A 16,149-nucleotide genomic window follows, 5' to 3' on the forward strand; every position below is an offset into this window, starting at 1 on the left:
CGCTGCCCCGCACGGGGGCAGCGGCCGTCGTCGCGTCGGTAGGCTGTTCCGGCCCGCCCCCGTGGCCCAACCGGTAGAGGCACGCGACTTAAAATCGCCGAGTTGTGGGTTCGAGTCCCACCGGGGGTACGACGTCGGCACGCTGCCGCCGCCGGGGAGCAGTCTCGCGCTCCGCGGCTGTTCGTTGCCGCCCGGCCCCGCCGTCGCTACCGTGAAGTGGTCGGAACAATTTGCGGTCTTGTCGCCACGATGGTCTTCGCGGTCTGCGGAGTGCTGGCACAGCAGGGCGTTCCGGCAGCGATGAGGCGTCACAGCCTCGCGGAAGGTCGGTCCGCCATGACCGCCACATCTCTGTTCCTGCCGGTGTTCGTCCTCCGGGCCAGCACGGTGCACACGCTCACGATCACCTCGTTCGACGTCGCTCGAGCGCTCCGCGGCACGGGGGGTGTCGCGTGACAGCCACGACCACAGCCGCACGCACCGCGACCGCCGCCCCCGCGATCGCCCCGATCGTCGCGGTCTCAGGGTCGGAGACCGACCGCGCCATTCAGGACCTCGCAGGCATGTACGCCGGGCGCACCTGGTACTCGTCGCACCTCGACGAGGCGTACTGGTACAAGTACGTCGCCGTCGGCGACGACCACCTCAGCATCCGACGCTCGCAGATGCACGGCTACCTCCGCGGTGACGTCGCCGTCGAGGGCGAGGTCGTCGTGCAGTGGATCGACTCCGGCGAGGCGCGTGTCGACGTCGGTCAGGACGAGGTGCGCATGCAGGCCGGCGTCCCCACCCTGTTCCCGATCGAGCAACGGTTCGAGATGGAGTACCGGGACTGGGACCAACGCCTCGTGCACCTGGACCGGGAGCTCGTGCTGGACGTCGCCGCCGAGCGGTACCTGGCCGACGGGACCCTCGGGTTCGATCGGAGCCGCACGCCGAGCCCGGCAGCGGTCGCCCAGTGGCGTGGTTCCGTGGCGGCCGCGATGCAGGCCCTCCGCTCGGACGGGACGAGCTCGCTCGCGTGGCAGGAGGCGCAGCGCGACGTCGCACGGTCGCTGTTCGCGCTGTACCGGTTCCAGGGCGAGCCGGTCCCGGTCGGGTACGGCGACCACCGGAACCACCGGGTCCGCGCCGCGGTGGAGTACATCCACGTGCACGCGGCCGACTTCAGTGTCCGGGGACTCCAGGAGGCGTTCCAACGCACCATGGACCGCACCCCGATGACGTACCTGCGGGAGATCCGGCTGCGCCGTGCCCACGAGGACCTCCTCCGCACCGAGTACGCCACCACGTCCGTCGCGACCGTCGCGTCACGGTGGGGCTTCACCCACCTCGGCCGCTTCTCGGGCGAGTACCTGCAGCGGTTCGGGGAGTACCCGCGTCACACCCTCCGGCGGTGACGCACGGGGAGCGGGCTCGGCGTCAGTACCATCTCCGTGTGGTCGGATTCGGAAGCGCGCTCGCCAACCTGCGGAACGCCCTCGGCCGACCCGAGGCACACGTCGAGGTCGTCGACGGCGAGACCGTCCCCGTCGGCATGCTGCTCGGCACGCTCGGTGCCCTCCTCCTCGACGCCGGCAGCTCCGTCACCGACGTCCGCTCCGCGCTCGAGAAGGCCCGCGACGCCGCCGGGGTCGGCCCGACCCTCGCCGTCGGGGTGCTCCCCGCGCTGGTGATGGTGAGCGAGACCGCGACGGGTGCCGCGACCATCGTCAACGCCGAGGGCGTCGAGCTGAGCTTCCGGCAGGCGGCGCGGGCGAATCGTCTGGTCCTCGGGCTCGAGAGCGGTTCGATCGCCCTCGCCGAGATCCCCGCGCGGGTCCGGGCGATCCGGGCGGGCACCGTCCCACCGCCCGCGCTGCCGTGGATCGCCGGCAACGCGCTGACGTCGGCGGGCCTCGCGGTCGTGTTCCGCTGCCCGTGGTGGGCGATCCTCGTGGCGCTCGGGGTCGGAGCACTCGTCGGCGTGATCGGTCTGCTGCTCCGTCGGTTCCGTGAGGCCGTCGCGATCATCCCGTTCCTCGCGGCCTTCGGGTCGACCGCGATCGTCGGGGTCGTCGCCGCCGGCACCGGCTTCGACCACGTCCCGCTGTTCGCCGTCTGCGCGCCCGTCGCCGTGTTCGTGCCGGGTGCGCTCATCACGAACGCCCTGCTCGAACTCACGGCGGCCGACATCGTCACCGGGTCGTCGCGCCTCATGCAGGGGCTCATCATGCTCGGCTTCATGGCGGCGGGGATCGCGGCGGGCAGCGCGCTCACCGGCCTGCACGTGGACCCGGCGTCCGCGGCGCTCGTCGGCGAGGTCGCCGGCGTCGGCACGGACCGCGGCGGGTGGGAGGCGGTCCCGCCGTACTGGGTCTCGTGGGTCGCCGTCGTCGTCCTCGCGGTCGGGCTCGGCCTGGTGTTCCGCTCCGGGTGGCGACTGACCGTCGTGTCCGTCGCCGTCATGACCACGGCGTACGCGCTCGTCAGCGGCATCACACCGCTCTGGGGGAGTGTCGTCGCGACCGGCGCCACGGCGGCGCTGCTGTTCGTGGCGACCCGGTTGCTCGAGCGTCTCGTGCCGGCGATCCCGGCGACGGTGTCGTTCTTCCCGGCGTTCCTGCTGCTCGTGCCCGGCACGGTCGGACTCGTGGCCGTCGCGACGTTCGACCCGGTCGCCCTGGCGACGCCGCTCGCGACCTTCGTCAGTCTCTGCGTCGGCACGAAGATCGGTGGCCTGCTGCCGGGCCTGTTCGCCCGGAACGCGCCGCAGCGCGCGGTGGACGCGACCAGCTGACGGACTGGAGGCGCGGTGCGGGCCCGCACCGCGCCTCCAGTCCGTCAAGTGGTCCGGTCAGCCGCTACGGTGCGATGAGCCGACCGGCCTGCTGGTCCTCCGCAGCCGTCGCCTTGGCGACGTAGTGCACCTTCTTGCCGGTCGCGTTGTACGGCAGCTCGGTGACGAACAGGTACAGCCGCGGGCGCTTGTAGCGGGCGAGGCCGGGGTGCGATCCCGTCCACTCCTCGAGCTGGGCGGCGGCTTCGACGTCGTCCTCCGGCAGACGACCGGGAGCCCGGACCACGAACGCGGTCACCACCTCGCCCCAGCGTTCGTCGGGCACGCCGACCACGATGGAGTCCGCGACGCCGGGGTGCTCCTGCAGTGCGGCCTCCACCTGAACAGGGTGCACGTTCTCGCCGCCGGAGATGATCATGTCGTCCTTGCGGCCGACGATCGTCACCCGCTCGTGCTCGTCCCACGTGGCGAGGTCGCCCGGGTAGAACCAACCGTTCGCGAACTTCTCGGCCTCGAGCCCCGGGTTCCGGTACGAGTACCCCGACTTGACGGTGCGCACCGCGAACTCGCCGATCTCGGTGCCGTCCTTCGGGACGGTGTCGGACGGGTCGGCGAGGCGGTCCTCGTAGACCCGGACCACGGCGACGTCGTCGTCGGTGCTCGCGCGGCCCGTGGAGCCGGCACCGTCCGGGAAGTCCTCGGGGCGGAGGAACGTGTTCCAGAACGTCTCGGTCGTGCCGTAGCCGTTGAAGATCCGCGGGGACAGGAGCTCCTGGTACCGGAGCGCAGCGGCACGGTCGAGCGGGGCGCCCATCGTGACGATGCCGTGCAGGCTCGAGAGGTCCCTCGGGCGGGCCTCCTGCGCGTTCGCGAGCTGCACGAGGTTCGGCGGAGCACCGATGAGGAACGTCAGGTGCTCCGACTCGACCAGGTCGAGCACCCGGTCGGCGTCGAAGTGCCGCAGCGTGGTGAGCTCGGCGCCCACGTAGAAGACCGGGTTCGGGCCGCCGGAGTACAGGCCGCCGCGGTGGAACAGCGGGGACATGTTGAGCGTCTTGTCGAACGGGCTGAGCGGGAAGTGCATGATCACGTCGTGCGCGCTGAGCACCTCGACGAGGCTCGGGAGCGGCACCGGCTTCGGCCGGCCCGTCGTGCCGGAGGTGTAGAGCCGGGTGGTCTCGTCGTAGGTGCTGCGCGGCTCGGTCGAGGCGAGCTCGTCGGCGGTGACGGGCTCGGCGGCGAGGAGGTCGGCGAACGGCGTGTGCTCGCGCTCGGCGTCCCCGACGACGACCACGTGGTCGGGCAGCTCGGGTGCGGTCCGCAGGGCGGCGGTGATGTCGGCCGTCCGCGCGGCGTCGTAGACGAGGACCACGGGCGCGGAGTCCTCCATGATGAAGGCGACCTCGTCCGGGGCGAGCCGGAAGTTGGTCGGGGAGAAGACGGCGCCGATGCGGTGGCAGGCGAGGTAGAGGATCGCGAACTCGGGGGAGTTGAACAGCTCGACCATGACCACCGAGCCGGGTCCGGCCCCGTGCCGCACGAGCCACCCGCCGACGCGGTCGACGGCGTCGCCCAGCTCGGCGTACGTCCAGGAGCGGTCGGAGTCCGGGTCGCGCAGCGCGGGGCGGCCGGCGAAGCGGTGCGTGTTCCGGGCGAAGCCGTTCGCGTACGTGTAGCTCCCCTCGAAGACGTCGCGGAACCGGGTCGGGTCGTAGTCGGATCGGGTCTGGGTCATCGTCGCTCCCTGGGGCGGTCGTGGTGTCTCGTGCACCGATCGCCAGCGTATCCGTCGGGTGCGACGTGGTGCCGGGGCTCCGGCCGCGTGCCTCAGGCTCGCTGGTCGGGGCGCGCGACCCGGTGCCACAGGCGGGTCCCGACCGCCGCGGCCGTGCACGCCAGCGCGACGACGACCAGGGCGACGGGCGGGACGTGGGTCCCGGTCGACCCCGAGGACACCGCCGCGGCGAGGGCGACCGCCACCACCACGATCGCGACGTACCGGCCCCGAGCCTGGGCGAACAGGGTGTGCCCGGCCGATCCCGCCACCGGCAGCAGGGTCGTCAGGACGGCACCGAGGCCACCGACGCAGAGGGTGATCGCGAACTCGGACACGAACGACACCCAGAACCCGGACCCGGGCGTCACCGAGTGCAGCACCCACCCGGCCGCCGCCACCACGAGCAGGGCGACGGAACGCCAGGTCGCGCTCCGGGCACCGGCCACGATGGCGGAGCCCAACCGGAGTACGGCGGTGTCGGCATCGGGCCGCCCGACGGGCACGAGCACGGCGCCCACGACGAGCGCGGGGGAGAGGTCGAACGTCCGGGTGACGCTGCAGGCCACGAGGGCCGCGAGCACCAGCCACGGCGACACGCGGAACCCGACCGTGTGCCGGTCCGGCCCGGCCGCCCACCGGCTCGCGAGCACCACGGTCGTCGCGAGCACGGCGGCCCCGAGCAGGACCGCGATCGCGAGGCGGACGTACCGGGCCTCGAGGGACACCCCGACGCCCAGGACCGTGCACAGCCCGACGACCAGGACGGCGACCGAGATCGACGCCCACGTCGGCAGGGCGTCACCCCGGCGACGTTCGTCGTGGGGGCGGTTCCGACCGAGGAGGCCGGCGAAGGGGGAGCGGAGTCGGCCGCGGGCGGCGCCGGCGACGAGCGCGAGGGGGCCCGCGACGAGGAGCAGGAACCCGGCAGCGACCGCGGTGGCCACGAGGACGGTGCGCCACGAGAACGCGGACTGGATCGTCGGGACGGTGGCGTCGTAGGTGGTGGAGGCGGTCCAGTCGCCGGCGGGTCCGGACCAGTCGGGGCCTCGTCCATTCCCGGGGTGGACGCCGCCGATGGGGCCGGTGCCCGTGCCCGTGCCCGTTCCGGTGCCCGTGCCGGATCCGGTGCCGTTCGCGCCCTGGCCTGCGGTGCCGGTGCCGGTGCCCGTGCCGTCGCCGTTGCCGTTCCCCGCCTGACCGCCGTCGCCGTGGCCGTTGCCGCTGCCGCCGCCGCTGTGGCCGTTGCCGGCACCGCTGCCGCTGCTGCTGCCGCTGCCGCTGCCGTTGCCGCCGGGCGTCGCCGCGTCGCCGGTACCCGAGCCGTTGCCACCGCCGGTGCCGTTGCCCGTGCCGGACGTGGCCGTGCCCGAGGGGTCGCCCGCCGACCCCGTCGACCCCGGGGACTTCGCGACGGTCACCCGGACCGCGCCCGACGTCGCCGAGAAGTTGCCCGCGACGTCCTGCTGCGCGGCCGTGACCGAGTGTGTTCCGGGCCGGAGCGTCGATCCCGCCGTCGAGCACGACCAGCGGCCGGACGCCGACACGTCCGCCCGGCACACCGGCGCGCGGTCGACGTACACGGTGAGCACCGCACCGGGCTCACCGGCACCGGACACCGTCGTCGGCTGCGTGCCGAGCCGGTCGCCGGCGCTCGGGGCGCTGATGCGCGGGGCAGCCGGTGCCGTGCGGTCGACCGTGATCGTGACCGGAGCGGAGGCGGCGCTCCGCAGGTCGGAGCGGTAGCCGTCGGCCGTGCTGGCGGTCTGGGTGGCGGTGACCGTCCGTCGGCCGTCCGATCCGACGCCGAGGAGCACGGTCCAGTGGCCGTCCCGGCCCACGGTCGTCGTCCGCTCCGCCGTCGCGCCGGACACCGAGACCGAGACCGTCGAGCCGGCGCGCCCGGTGCCGGAGACCGGGCCGCTCGTCGGGCGGGAGGTCGTCACCACGGGAGGGACGATGACGTCCGACGCCGGCGTGCGCGCTGCACCGATGCCGGGGGCGGACGCGTCCTGCACGACGAAGACCTGCCGCGGCCCGGACCGGACGCCCGCGAGGCAGGACCACGAACCATCGGCCCGCACCGAAGCCCGGCACCCGGTCGATCCGGTCGACCCCGGGCCGGCCACCCGGAGCTCGTGCCCGGGGGTGCCCGTCCCGCTGAACCGCACGGTGGCGCTCGTGATGTCCCCGGGGTCCGCGATGGTCGGGCGGACCGGACGTGCGGGGGAGGACGTGGGCCCGCCGGGGCGGGGCGTGAGCTGGTTCTGCGGCACGGGGGTGGACGTGGGGGCGGGCGCGGTGGCGGCGGCCGCGAGCGCGGCAGAGCCCCCGGGGACGGCGTCGACCGTGGGGGTGGCGGCAGCCCCGGGGACGGCGGCCGCCGCGGGCGCGGCAGCCGTACCGAGGAGGCCCGCGACCACGGCGAGCGCTCCGACGAGGAGCAGGACCGTCCTGGGTCGTCGGACGGGACCGTCGCCCCCGACGGTCCGGTCGTCCACGTTCTCCCCGCGCGCGTTCATCCACCTCCATCCCACGTGATCACGTGCCCCGGGTCAATACGTCGAACGGATGATGTCGCCCCCGTCGCCCGACACGCCGACCAGGCCGAACGCCCGGTGTGTACGACTCGGGAATCGGCCGTGAACCGCCACCGGGCGCGGGAGGGCACCCGACCGGTCGGTAGAATCACCCCGGCCGTCACGGCGGCTCGCGGGTACCCGCGCATCCCGACGCAAAGGAGTACGCCCTCATGGACACCGGACTCATCACGACGCTCATCGTCGTCGGGGTGGTGGTGGTCCTCCTGGTGGTCGTGGGGATCTACCTGTGGGTCACGTACAACGCGCTCGTCACGCTGAAGGTCCGCGTCGACGAAGCCTGGAGCGACATCTCCGTGCAGCTCAAGCGCCGAGCCGACTTGATCCCGACGATCGTCGACACGGTCAAGGGCTACGCCACCCACGAGAAGTCCGTGTTCGACGACGTCACGAGGGCCCGGGCGGAGACGCTCGGCGCCGGTGACGCGACGACGGCCTCGGTGGCCGAAGGGCACATGCAGAAGGCCCTGAAGAGCGTGTTCGCGGTGGCCGAGGGGTACCCGCAACTGCAGTCGAGCCAGAACTTCCTGCAGCTCCAGACCGAACTCGTCGACACCGAGGACAAGATCCAGTCCGCTCGACGCTTCTACAACGGCGGCGTGCGCGAGCTCAACACGAAGATCCGCGTCTTCCCGAACTCGTCGTTCGCGAAGAGCCGTGGCTTCTCCGAGGCGGCCTTCTTCGAGACCGCCGAGCCCGCGGCGATCGCCGAACCGCCGCGCGTCCAGTTCTGACCCGACCGACCCCGGGCTGACGTGTACAGCGCGATCGCGCGGAACAAGCGCAACACGGTCCTGATCGTCCTCGTGTTCCTGCTGATCATCGGAGCGCTCGGGTTCCTCGGCGGGTACCTCGCCGGCAACGTGTCCATCGGCGTGATCGTGCTCGTCGTCGCGATCGGCTACGCCGTGCTGCAGTACTTCTTCGCGGCCCGTCAGGCGACCGCGATCGCGGGCGGCATCGAGATCGACCGCACGACCGAGCCGCGGCTGTGGCGCACCGTCGAGAACCTCGCGATCGCCACCGGGATGCCGATGCCCCGGGTGTTCGTGATCGACGACCCGGCGCCGAACGCCTTCGCCACCGGCCGGGACCCCGAGCACGCCGTCGTCGCCGCCACGACCGGGCTGCTGGCGATCATGGACGACCAAGAGCTGCAGGGCGTCATGGCGCACGAGCTCGGGCACGTGCGGAACTACGACATCCGGGTGTCGACGATGGTGTTCGGTCTCGTGGTCGCGGTCGGGCTCATCGCCGACGTGCTGCTCCGGATCTCGATCTTCAGCGGCCTCGCGGGAGGGCGCAGCCGGAACAACGACAACGGCGGCAACAACCCGATCCTCCTCGTCGCCGGCATCGTGGCCGTCATCGTCGCCCCGATCGCGGCGGCAGGTGTGCAGGCGGCGGTCTCCCGGCAGCGCGAGTACTTGGCGGATGCCACCGGCGCGATGACGACGCGGTACCCGGAGGGACTCGCTCGTGCCCTCGAGAAGCTCGGTGCGTACGGTCGGCCGACGCGGACGCAGAACTCGTCGATGGCCCACCTCTGGATCGCGGATCCGATGCGTCCGGGGGTGATGGACCGCCTGTTCTCGACCCACCCGCCGCTGCCGGACCGCATCGCGCGGCTCCGGTCGAGCATCGACCGGTTCTGAGCCGACGCCGGACGGGAGGCGCGGGTCCGGCCCGCGCCGTCCCTCCAGTCTCGGCCGTCACCCCGCTGGCGCGGTGCGCCGGAACCGGCTGGTGGGGCCCACCTCCAATCCGTCAGACGGCCGGGTCCAGGGCCGCGACCGCTTCCTGGTCGTCCGCCACGACGTGCGGCACCGGCCGCACCCCGAGCGCGCCCGCCAGGGCCGCTGCCGCGGTCCCGCGGTCGGTGACCTCGATCCCGTCGAGGCCCTGCCACGCCGCGGTCCGGCGGAGGGTGTCGGCCAGACGGACGGCGTCGAGGTGTTCCCCGGGCTCCTGCCAGGCGGTCCGCACCCGGAGAACGCCGCGCTGTCGATCGCTCTTCAGGTCGATGCGCCCGACGAGCCGGTCGTCCTGCAGCACCGGCAGCACGTAGTAGCCGAACACCCGCTTCGGCGCCGGCGTGTAGATCTCGATCCGGTAGTGGAAGCCGTACGTGCGCTCGGCCCGCCGCCGGAACCAGACGACCGGGTCGAAGGGGCTGAGCACGGCGTCGGCCGACATGCGCCTCGGGACCCGGGCGTCGGCGTGCATCCACGCGCGTTCGGACCACCCCTCGACCTCGACCGGGACGAGTTCCCCGGCGGCCACGAGCTCGGCGATCGCAGCGCCGGTGTCGTCCGAGCGGAGGCGGAAGTAGTCCGCGATGTCGGCGCGGGTGCCGACCCCGAGTGCCCGGGCGGACCGGCGGACGAGTTCGCGGATCGCCACCGGCCGCGGCGGAGCCGTCTCGAGCGTGCCCGCGGGGAGCACCTGCTCGGGCAGCGCGTACACCCGCTCGAAGCCGGATCGACCGGCGCTGACGACGTCCCCCCAGCGGAACATCTGCTCGAGCCCGAGCTTGACGTCGCTCCATCCCCACCACGGACCGCGGCGGACGTTCGACTCGTGCTCGACGGCGCTCGCGGGCATCGGCCCCTCGGCCCGGAGGAGGGCCTGCAGTTCGCGGCGGACCCCCTCGGTGCGGGTGACGCTCTCGATCCGTGTCGGCCACGAGTCACGATCGCGGAGGGCGTCCATGCGCCAGCGGAACAGGGGGAGGTCGGAGCGGTCCACGAAGGCCGCTTCGTGCGCCCAGTACTCGGCGTACGGGCCGCGCTTGGCCATGGTGAGGCGGTCGAGCGTCGAGCGGTCGTACGCACCGAGGCGCGCGAACAGCGGCAGGTAGTGGCTGCGCTCGAAGACGTTCACCGAGTCGATCTGGAGCAGGCCCAGCCGGGCGAACCCCGCGGTCAGCGTCCTGGTCGGCACGGACTCGGCCGGGGGCTGCCCGAACCCCTGGGCCGCCAGGGCGACGCGGCGGGCCTCTGCGGCGGAGAGCGTGGTCCGGACCATGACGCCGACGCTACCGGGGGCCGCCGACAGCCGCGTCGGGCGACGTATGCCGCATCTGGAACCTGTCAGGAGGCACATCGGTACACTCGCGGCATGGTGTGGCGCGGAAAGCAGCAACCGACGCATCCCGACCCCGTGGTCGAGGAGAGCGTCCCGACCGGCATGCGGATCGCGGGGGCGTGGTCGTGGCGGGTGCTCGTCGTCGTCGGCGTCATCGCGGTGTTCATCTGGCTGATGACGATCTTCAGCGAGATCCTCATCCCCTTCCTCATCGGGATCGTGATCTCCGCGCTGCTCGTGCCGATCTCGAACTGGCTGCAGCGGCACCACGTGCCGAAGTGGCTCGCGGTCGTGCTCAGCCTGCTCGGCGGCATCGCGGCCCTCGGCGGGCTCATCTGGCTCGTGGTCGACCAGATCATCGCCTCGTACCCCTCGCTGCGTGACCGGACCATCGACCAGTACGCGAACATCAAGGACTTCGTCCTCAACTCCGGCTTCGGCATCACGCAGAGCGACGTCAACGGGTGGCTCGACGACGGCACGAAGTGGCTGCAGGACAACTCGGGGTCGATCCTCTCGGGTGTGGCGAGCGCCGGGTCGGGCGCGACGCACATCTTCGAAGCCCTGTTCATAATCCTGTTCACGACGATCTTCCTGCTCATCGACGGCAAGAACGTGTGGCGGTGGACGGTCCGGCTCTTCCCGAAGAAGGCACGCGCCACGGTCGACGGCGCCGGCGTCGCCGGGTGGATCACGCTCACGAGCTTCATCCGCGTGCAGATCTTCGTCGCGTTCGTCGACGCCGTCGGCATCGGTCTCGGTGCGTTCGTCGTCGGACTCTTCTTCGGCGGCATGCCGCTGGTGATCCCGATCGCCGCGTTCGTCTTCCTCGGTGCGTTCATCCCCGTGGTCGGTGCGATCGTGACCGGGTTCCTCGCGGTGTTCGTCGCGCTCATCTTCAACGGGCCGGTCGCCGCGGTGCTGGTCCTCGGCGTCGTGCTGCTCGTGCAGCAGATCGAGGGGCACATCCTCCAGCCGCTCGTCATGGGCAACGCGGTGAAGGTCCACCCCCTCGCCGTGGTCCTCGGCGTCACGGCGGCCTCCGGGCTCGCGGGCATCGCCGGTGCGTTCTTCGCCGTGCCGCTCATCGCGACCCTGAACGCCATGGTGACGACGATCGCGAGCGGGCGGTGGCGCGGCCTCGACTCCGAGCACGTGCTCGAGGCCACTCCGAAGCACGGCCAGCACGGCCAACTCCAACTGATGCGCCGCCGACGGCACAAGGTGGGCGACGACGTGCCGGCTCCGGGCAGCAAGCCGGAACCGACGGCGGCTGAGGGCACTGCCAGCACCAACTGACGTCACGGGTTCGTCAGGAGCGGCCACGACCGACGATGATGGGACGGTGACCGAAACGACTGCGCCGCTGATCCCGACCCTCGACGACATCGAGCGGGCGCGCGAAACGATCTCGGGTGTCGCGCGGGTCACGCCGATGGAGACGTCGCAGTTCCTCGCCGAAGTGCTCGGGTCCCCGGTGCACCTCAAGTGCGAGAACCTGCAGCGGACCGGTGCGTACAAGGTCCGCGGTGCGTACAACCGCCTGTCGACGCTCACGCCGGAGCAGCGCGCAGCGGGCGTGGTCGCCGCGAGCGCGGGCAACCACGCCCAGGGCGTCGCCCTCGCCGCCCGCGAGCTCGGCATCCCCGCGACGATCTTCACCCCGGTCGGGGTCGCCCTGCCGAAGCTGCAGGCCACGCGGCACTACGGCGCCGAGGTCGTCCTGCGCGGCCACTCCGTGGAAGAGGCCCTGAGCGCCGCCAAGGACTTCGCCGCCCGCACCGGCGCGGTGTTCATCCCGCCGTTCGACCACCCCGCCGTGATCGCCGGCCAGGGCACGCTCGGCCTCGAGATCCTCGACCAGGTGCCGGACACCGACACCGTGATCGTGCCGATCGGCGGCGGTGGGGTCATCGCCGGGATCGCCCTCGCGGTGAAGGGCGTCGCCGAGCGGACCGGTCGGACCATCCGCGTCGTCGGCGTCCAGGCCGAGAACGCGGCGGCCTACCCGAGCTCGCTCGAGGCGGGCGAACCGGTCACCGTCTCGACCAGGCCGACGATCGCCGACGGCATCGCCGTGGCCCGTCCCGGTGACATGAACTTCCCGATCATCCGCGACCTGGTCGACGACATCGTCACGGTGTCCGACGACGACGTCGCCCGCGCGCTCCTGGTGCTCCTCGAGCGCGCCAAGCTGGTGGTCGAGCCGGCCGGGGCGGTGGGCGTCGCGGCGATCATGTCCGGCGCCGTCCGCGACACCGGTCGCACCGTGGTGCTGCTCAGCGGCGGCAACATCGATCCGCTCATGATGGAGCGCGTGATCACCCGCGGGCTCGTCGCGGCCTCGCGGTACATCGGGATCCGGATCATGCTGCCCGACCGCCCGGGGCAGCTCGCCCGCGTCTCGCAGGTGATCTCGGACGCCGGGGCGAACGTCGTCGAGGTGCTGCACACGCGCCACGGACAGGGGCTCGTCATCAACGAGGTCGCGCTCGACCTGTCGATCGAGGCGCGCGGGCCGGAGCACGCGCAGGAGGTCATCCACCGCCTGCGGGAGGTCGGGTTCCGCCCGGAGCTGCTCGAGCACTGAGCCGCGCTGCCGGGTGCGCGGTCGGCCTGCTCGGAACCACGAAACGGACACAGCACCGCGGAATTCCACGGTGCTGTGTCCGGAACCTGGTTCCGGGGCGGGCGCGCAGCCGCTACGGCTCGTAGCGCTCGACCTTCGTCACCTCGACGGCGATCTCCTTGCCGTTCGGCGCCGTGTACGACGTCTTCTCGCCCGCACGGAGGCCGACGATCGCGGCACCGACCGGGCTGACCGGGCTGTAGACCGTGAGGTCCGAGCCCTCGCCGACGATCTCGCGGTTGCCGACGAGGAAGGTCGACTCGTCGCCGGCGATGACCGCGGTGACGACGGTGCCCGGCTCGACGGTGCCGTCGAAGTCCGCTTCGCCGACGGTGGCGTGCTTGAGGAGCTCGGTGAGCTGACGGATGCGGGCCTCGATCTTGCCCTGCTCGTCCTTCGCGGCGTGGTAGCCGCCGTTCTCCTTGAGGTCGCCTTCTTCACGCGCCGCTTCGATGCGGTCCGCGATCTCCTTGCGAGCCGGCCCGGAGAGCTGCTCGAGCTCCGCCGTGAGACGCTCGTGCGCTTCCTGGGTCAGCCACGTGACCTGGGTGTCGTTGCTCATGGTGGTTCCCTTCAGCATGGAACGAGACCGGCCGGTGTGGCCGGTCTCGTCCGCGAATCAGAGCAGTCTAGGGAACCCAGCAGTCGTGGATCAAGCCGGTCACGCCCCGGGACACGGTGTTCACAGCCGTCGTGATGCTCCGGGTGCGCTGCTCGGACGCGGGGACCTGGATCTCCTTCCAGCCGACGATCGTGTACGACTTGTCGAGCACCTGGACGGCGCACTTCGCGACCGTGCCCGGGTCGACGGAGATCTGCGTGTGCACGACCGTCCGGTGCGCGTCCACGACCTGGTAGCCGACGTCGTCGGTGTCCAGCCCGTGACTCGTCTGCCCCGGGCCGGCCCAGATGACCCACACCGCGAAGACCACGGCGACGGCGACGGCACCGACGATGCCGATGAAGCGGCCGCGTCGGAGACGGCCGGGGGTGCGGCCGTAGCGGTCGTCCAGCGTCGCGGTGGTGCTGGCGGACGGCTGAGGTGCCGGTCGGGCGTGCGGTTCGGACAGTTCGGGGCTCCCGGGGTGATTATCCTGATGCAAGGGTAGTTCACGCGTCCCTGTGCGCCGCCCGCGTCCACCGTGCGCCCCCCGCGCACCACCGCGCACGATCTGTGAGGAACCACCGTGCCGTACCGCCTGCTGGCCGTCCACGCCCACCCCGACGACGAGTCGAGCAAGGGAGCGGCGACGGCGGCGAAGTACGCGGCCGAGGGCAACGAGGTCCTCGTGGTGTCCTGCACCGGCGGCGAGGCCGGGGACATCCTCAACGAGCGGCTCGGCGAACCGGCCACCAGCCGCGCCCACCGGGACATGGCGGGGTACCGCCGCACCGAGATGGCCGCAGCGCAGGCAGCGCTCGGGATCGACCACCTGTGGCTCGGCTACCACGACTCCGGTCTGCCGGACGCCGAGAAGGGCGAGACCGTGCGCCCCGGCACGTTCTCCACGGTACCGCTGGAGTACTCCACCGAGGCCCTGGTCCGGGTGATCCGGCGCTTCCGTCCGCACGTGCTCGTCACCTACGACGAGAACGGCGGCTACCCGCACCCCGACCACATCCGCACGCACGAGGTGTCCGTGGCCGCCTGGCGCGACGCCGCCGACCCGACGAAGTACCCGTCCGCCGGCGAGCCGTGGGCGATCGCGAAGCTCTACTACGAGCGCACGATGAACCCCCGCCGGTTCCGCACGATCTTCGAGGCCCTGCAGGAACGCGACCCGGACAGCCCCGCGATCGAGCAGCTCCGCGAGTGGGTCGAACGGTTCGCCGACCGACCAGACCTCGCCACCACCCACGTCGACGTGCACGAGTACTTCGACGCCCGCGACGCCGCGCTGCGCGCCCACGCCAGCCAGGTGCCGCCGGACAGCGCGTTCTTCTACTGGCCGAACGACCTCCTCGCGACGGTGTGGCCGACCGAGGACTACCAGCTCGTCGAGGCACGCGTGCCGACGTCGACGCCGGAGTCCGACCTCTTCGCGGGGATCCCGGCAGACGAGGACACCACTGCGTGAGCACCACCTGGGCGGCACTCGCCGCCACCCCCAGCCCGAGCCCGACCTCGACCGTCCCCGACGTCGACGTCACCCCCGGTGTCGCGGGCTTCATCGCGATCGCGGTCGTCGCCGTCGTGACGATCCTGCTCGTCATCGACATGACGCGGCGCATCCGCCGGACCCGCTACCGCGCGGAGATCCGGGAGCGGCTCGAGGCGGAGGCGAACGGCACCGCGAGCGCCGACGGGTACGACCGCGACGGCGTCGCGACCGACGAACCGGAACGGCGGGCGGCCGAGGACGGCCGAGCCGACGTCGGGGACGACACCGAACGCGGGTAGACGCGTCCGATCGACGGTCTGGAGGCGCGGCGCGGGCCCGCACCGTGCCTCCAGTCCGTCAGCCGCTCACGTGAGCCGCGCGCGTCACCGGACCGGGTGGAGCGCCACGATGAGCACACCGGCCCACTGCGCGGCGAACGCGACCACGGTGAGCGCATGGAACACCTCGTGGAACCCGAACACCGTCGGCGAGGGGTTCGGCCGCTTGAAGCCGTACACGAGCGCGCCGATGACGTACGCGAGGCCGCCGGACAGGACGAGCACGGTCATCGGGACGCTCGCGGCGAAGAACTGCGGGAGCAGACCGAGCGCCGCGCACCCGAGCACGAGGTAGATCGGCACGTACAGCCACCGCGGTGCCCCGATCCAGAGCACCCGGAACGCGATGCCGAGCGCTGCGCCGGACCACATCACCCACAGCACGACGACCATGAGCGTGTGCGGCAGCGCACAGATCGCCACCGGTGTGTACGTGCCGGCGATGAGCAGCAGGATGTTCGTGTGGTCGATGCGCTTCAGCACGGCCTTGACCGTCGGGCCCCAGGGGAAGCGGTGGTAGGTCGCCGAGACACCGAACATCGCCAACGACGTCGCCATGAACACCGCGCTGCCGACCTTCGCCGCGGGGGAGCCGGCGAGGGCGATGAGGACGATGCCCATCGCGGCGGCGAACGGGAACGCCCCGAGGTGGATCCACCCGCGCCAGGCCGGGCGGGGTTCCACGGCCGGACCGGGGCCGACCGAGGCGGCCTCTTCGGTGAAGGGGACGTGCGGGAGGGCTCCGGTGTCGTGCTCGGCGTGCATGCCCCGACCGTACGGTCCGCCGCCGAACGATTGCCGAACAGCTCGGCGGCGTGGCTGGTTCGGAGGTCCGGTGGA

General features: G+C 72.2%; 14 protein-coding genes and 1 tRNA gene. 9 read left to right on the forward strand and 6 right to left on the reverse strand.

The features are described from left to right. Positions 1-55: 55 nt before the first annotated feature. The 3 genes from FS825_RS02600 (at position 56) to FS825_RS02610 (ending at position 2,779) form a co-directional block, all read left to right on the forward strand. A tRNA-Leu gene (locus tag FS825_RS02600) sits at positions 56-129 on the forward strand. A 323-nt stretch (positions 130-452) separates the two neighbouring features. Continuing rightward, entirely contained in the window at positions 453-1,400 is a 948-nt protein-coding gene (locus tag FS825_RS02605; protein WP_144710579.1) for a helix-turn-helix domain-containing protein, read from the forward strand. Between the two features lie 38 nt (positions 1,401-1,438). Next, complete coding sequence (locus FS825_RS02610; RefSeq protein ID WP_186377036.1) at positions 1,439-2,779, forward strand: threonine/serine exporter family protein; 1,341 nt, start codon at positions 1,439-1,441, stop codon at positions 2,777-2,779. A gap of 64 nt (positions 2,780-2,843) precedes the next feature. Here FS825_RS02610 and FS825_RS02615 read toward each other — a convergent pair whose 3' ends face one another. Both FS825_RS02615 and FS825_RS18545 read right to left on the reverse strand, forming a co-directional pair. After that, entirely contained in the window at positions 2,844-4,514 is a 1,671-nt protein-coding gene (locus FS825_RS02615) for a class I adenylate-forming enzyme family protein (protein WP_144710581.1), read from the reverse strand. Positions 4,515-4,606: 92 nt separating this feature from the next. Further along, a complete protein-coding gene (locus tag FS825_RS18545; protein WP_186377037.1) occupies positions 4,607-7,075 on the reverse strand; it encodes an Ig-like domain-containing protein in 2,469 nt (822 codons plus the stop codon). A 230-nt stretch (positions 7,076-7,305) separates the two neighbouring features. Here FS825_RS18545 and FS825_RS02635 point away from each other — a divergent pair, with 230 nt between their 5' ends. After that, a complete protein-coding gene (locus FS825_RS02635; protein WP_186377038.1) occupies positions 7,306-7,887 on the forward strand; it encodes a LemA family protein in 582 nt (193 codons plus the stop codon). A gap of 21 nt (positions 7,888-7,908) precedes the next feature. Beyond that, complete coding sequence (locus tag FS825_RS02640; RefSeq protein ID WP_144710587.1) at positions 7,909-8,808, forward strand: M48 family metalloprotease; 900 nt, start codon at positions 7,909-7,911, stop codon at positions 8,806-8,808. A gap of 112 nt (positions 8,809-8,920) precedes the next feature. On the opposite strand, the gene FS825_RS02645 is transcribed toward FS825_RS02640, so the two are convergent. Beyond that, complete coding sequence (locus FS825_RS02645) at positions 8,921-10,180, reverse strand: winged helix-turn-helix domain-containing protein (protein ID WP_144710589.1); 1,260 nt, start codon at positions 10,178-10,180, stop codon at positions 8,921-8,923. 93 nt (positions 10,181-10,273) lie between these two features. Between FS825_RS02645 and FS825_RS02650 the strand changes: the two genes are divergently transcribed. After that, entirely contained in the window at positions 10,274-11,539 is a 1,266-nt protein-coding gene (locus tag FS825_RS02650) for an AI-2E family transporter (RefSeq protein ID WP_260980982.1), read from the forward strand. A 46-nt stretch (positions 11,540-11,585) separates the two neighbouring features. Then, positions 11,586-12,830, forward strand: a complete 1,245-nt coding sequence (gene ilvA, locus FS825_RS02655; protein ID WP_144710591.1) for a threonine ammonia-lyase — start codon at positions 11,586-11,588, stop codon at positions 12,828-12,830. A gap of 112 nt (positions 12,831-12,942) precedes the next feature. Here the strand turns inward: ilvA and greA are convergent, their stop codons facing one another. Then, positions 12,943-13,431 (reverse strand): transcription elongation factor GreA, encoded by a 489-nt coding sequence (gene greA, locus FS825_RS02660; RefSeq protein WP_144710593.1) that lies wholly within the window; start codon positions 13,429-13,431, stop codon positions 12,943-12,945. Between the two features lie 67 nt (positions 13,432-13,498). Beyond that, entirely contained in the window at positions 13,499-13,972 is a 474-nt protein-coding gene (locus FS825_RS02665) for a DUF4307 domain-containing protein (protein WP_186377039.1), read from the reverse strand. An 84-nt stretch (positions 13,973-14,056) separates the two neighbouring features. On the opposite strand from FS825_RS02665, the gene mca reads away from it, so the two are divergent. Both mca and FS825_RS02675 read left to right on the forward strand, forming a co-directional pair. Beyond that, complete coding sequence (gene mca / locus FS825_RS02670; RefSeq protein WP_144710597.1) at positions 14,057-14,947, forward strand: mycothiol conjugate amidase Mca; 891 nt, start codon at positions 14,057-14,059, stop codon at positions 14,945-14,947. Further along, positions 14,944-15,270 (forward strand): hypothetical protein, encoded by a 327-nt coding sequence (locus FS825_RS02675; RefSeq protein ID WP_144710599.1) that lies wholly within the window; start codon positions 14,944-14,946, stop codon positions 15,268-15,270. The genes mca and FS825_RS02675 overlap by 4 nt, the downstream gene beginning before the upstream one ends. An 84-nt stretch (positions 15,271-15,354) precedes the next feature. On the opposite strand, the gene trhA is transcribed toward FS825_RS02675, so the two are convergent. Then, positions 15,355-16,074, reverse strand: a complete 720-nt coding sequence (gene trhA / locus FS825_RS02680; protein ID WP_144710601.1) for a PAQR family membrane homeostasis protein TrhA — start codon at positions 16,072-16,074, stop codon at positions 15,355-15,357. Positions 16,075-16,149 lie beyond the last annotated feature (75 nt).

This window comes from Curtobacterium pusillum (assembly GCF_007680845.1).
Classification (GTDB): domain Bacteria; phylum Actinomycetota; class Actinomycetes; order Actinomycetales; family Microbacteriaceae; genus Curtobacterium; species Curtobacterium pusillum_B.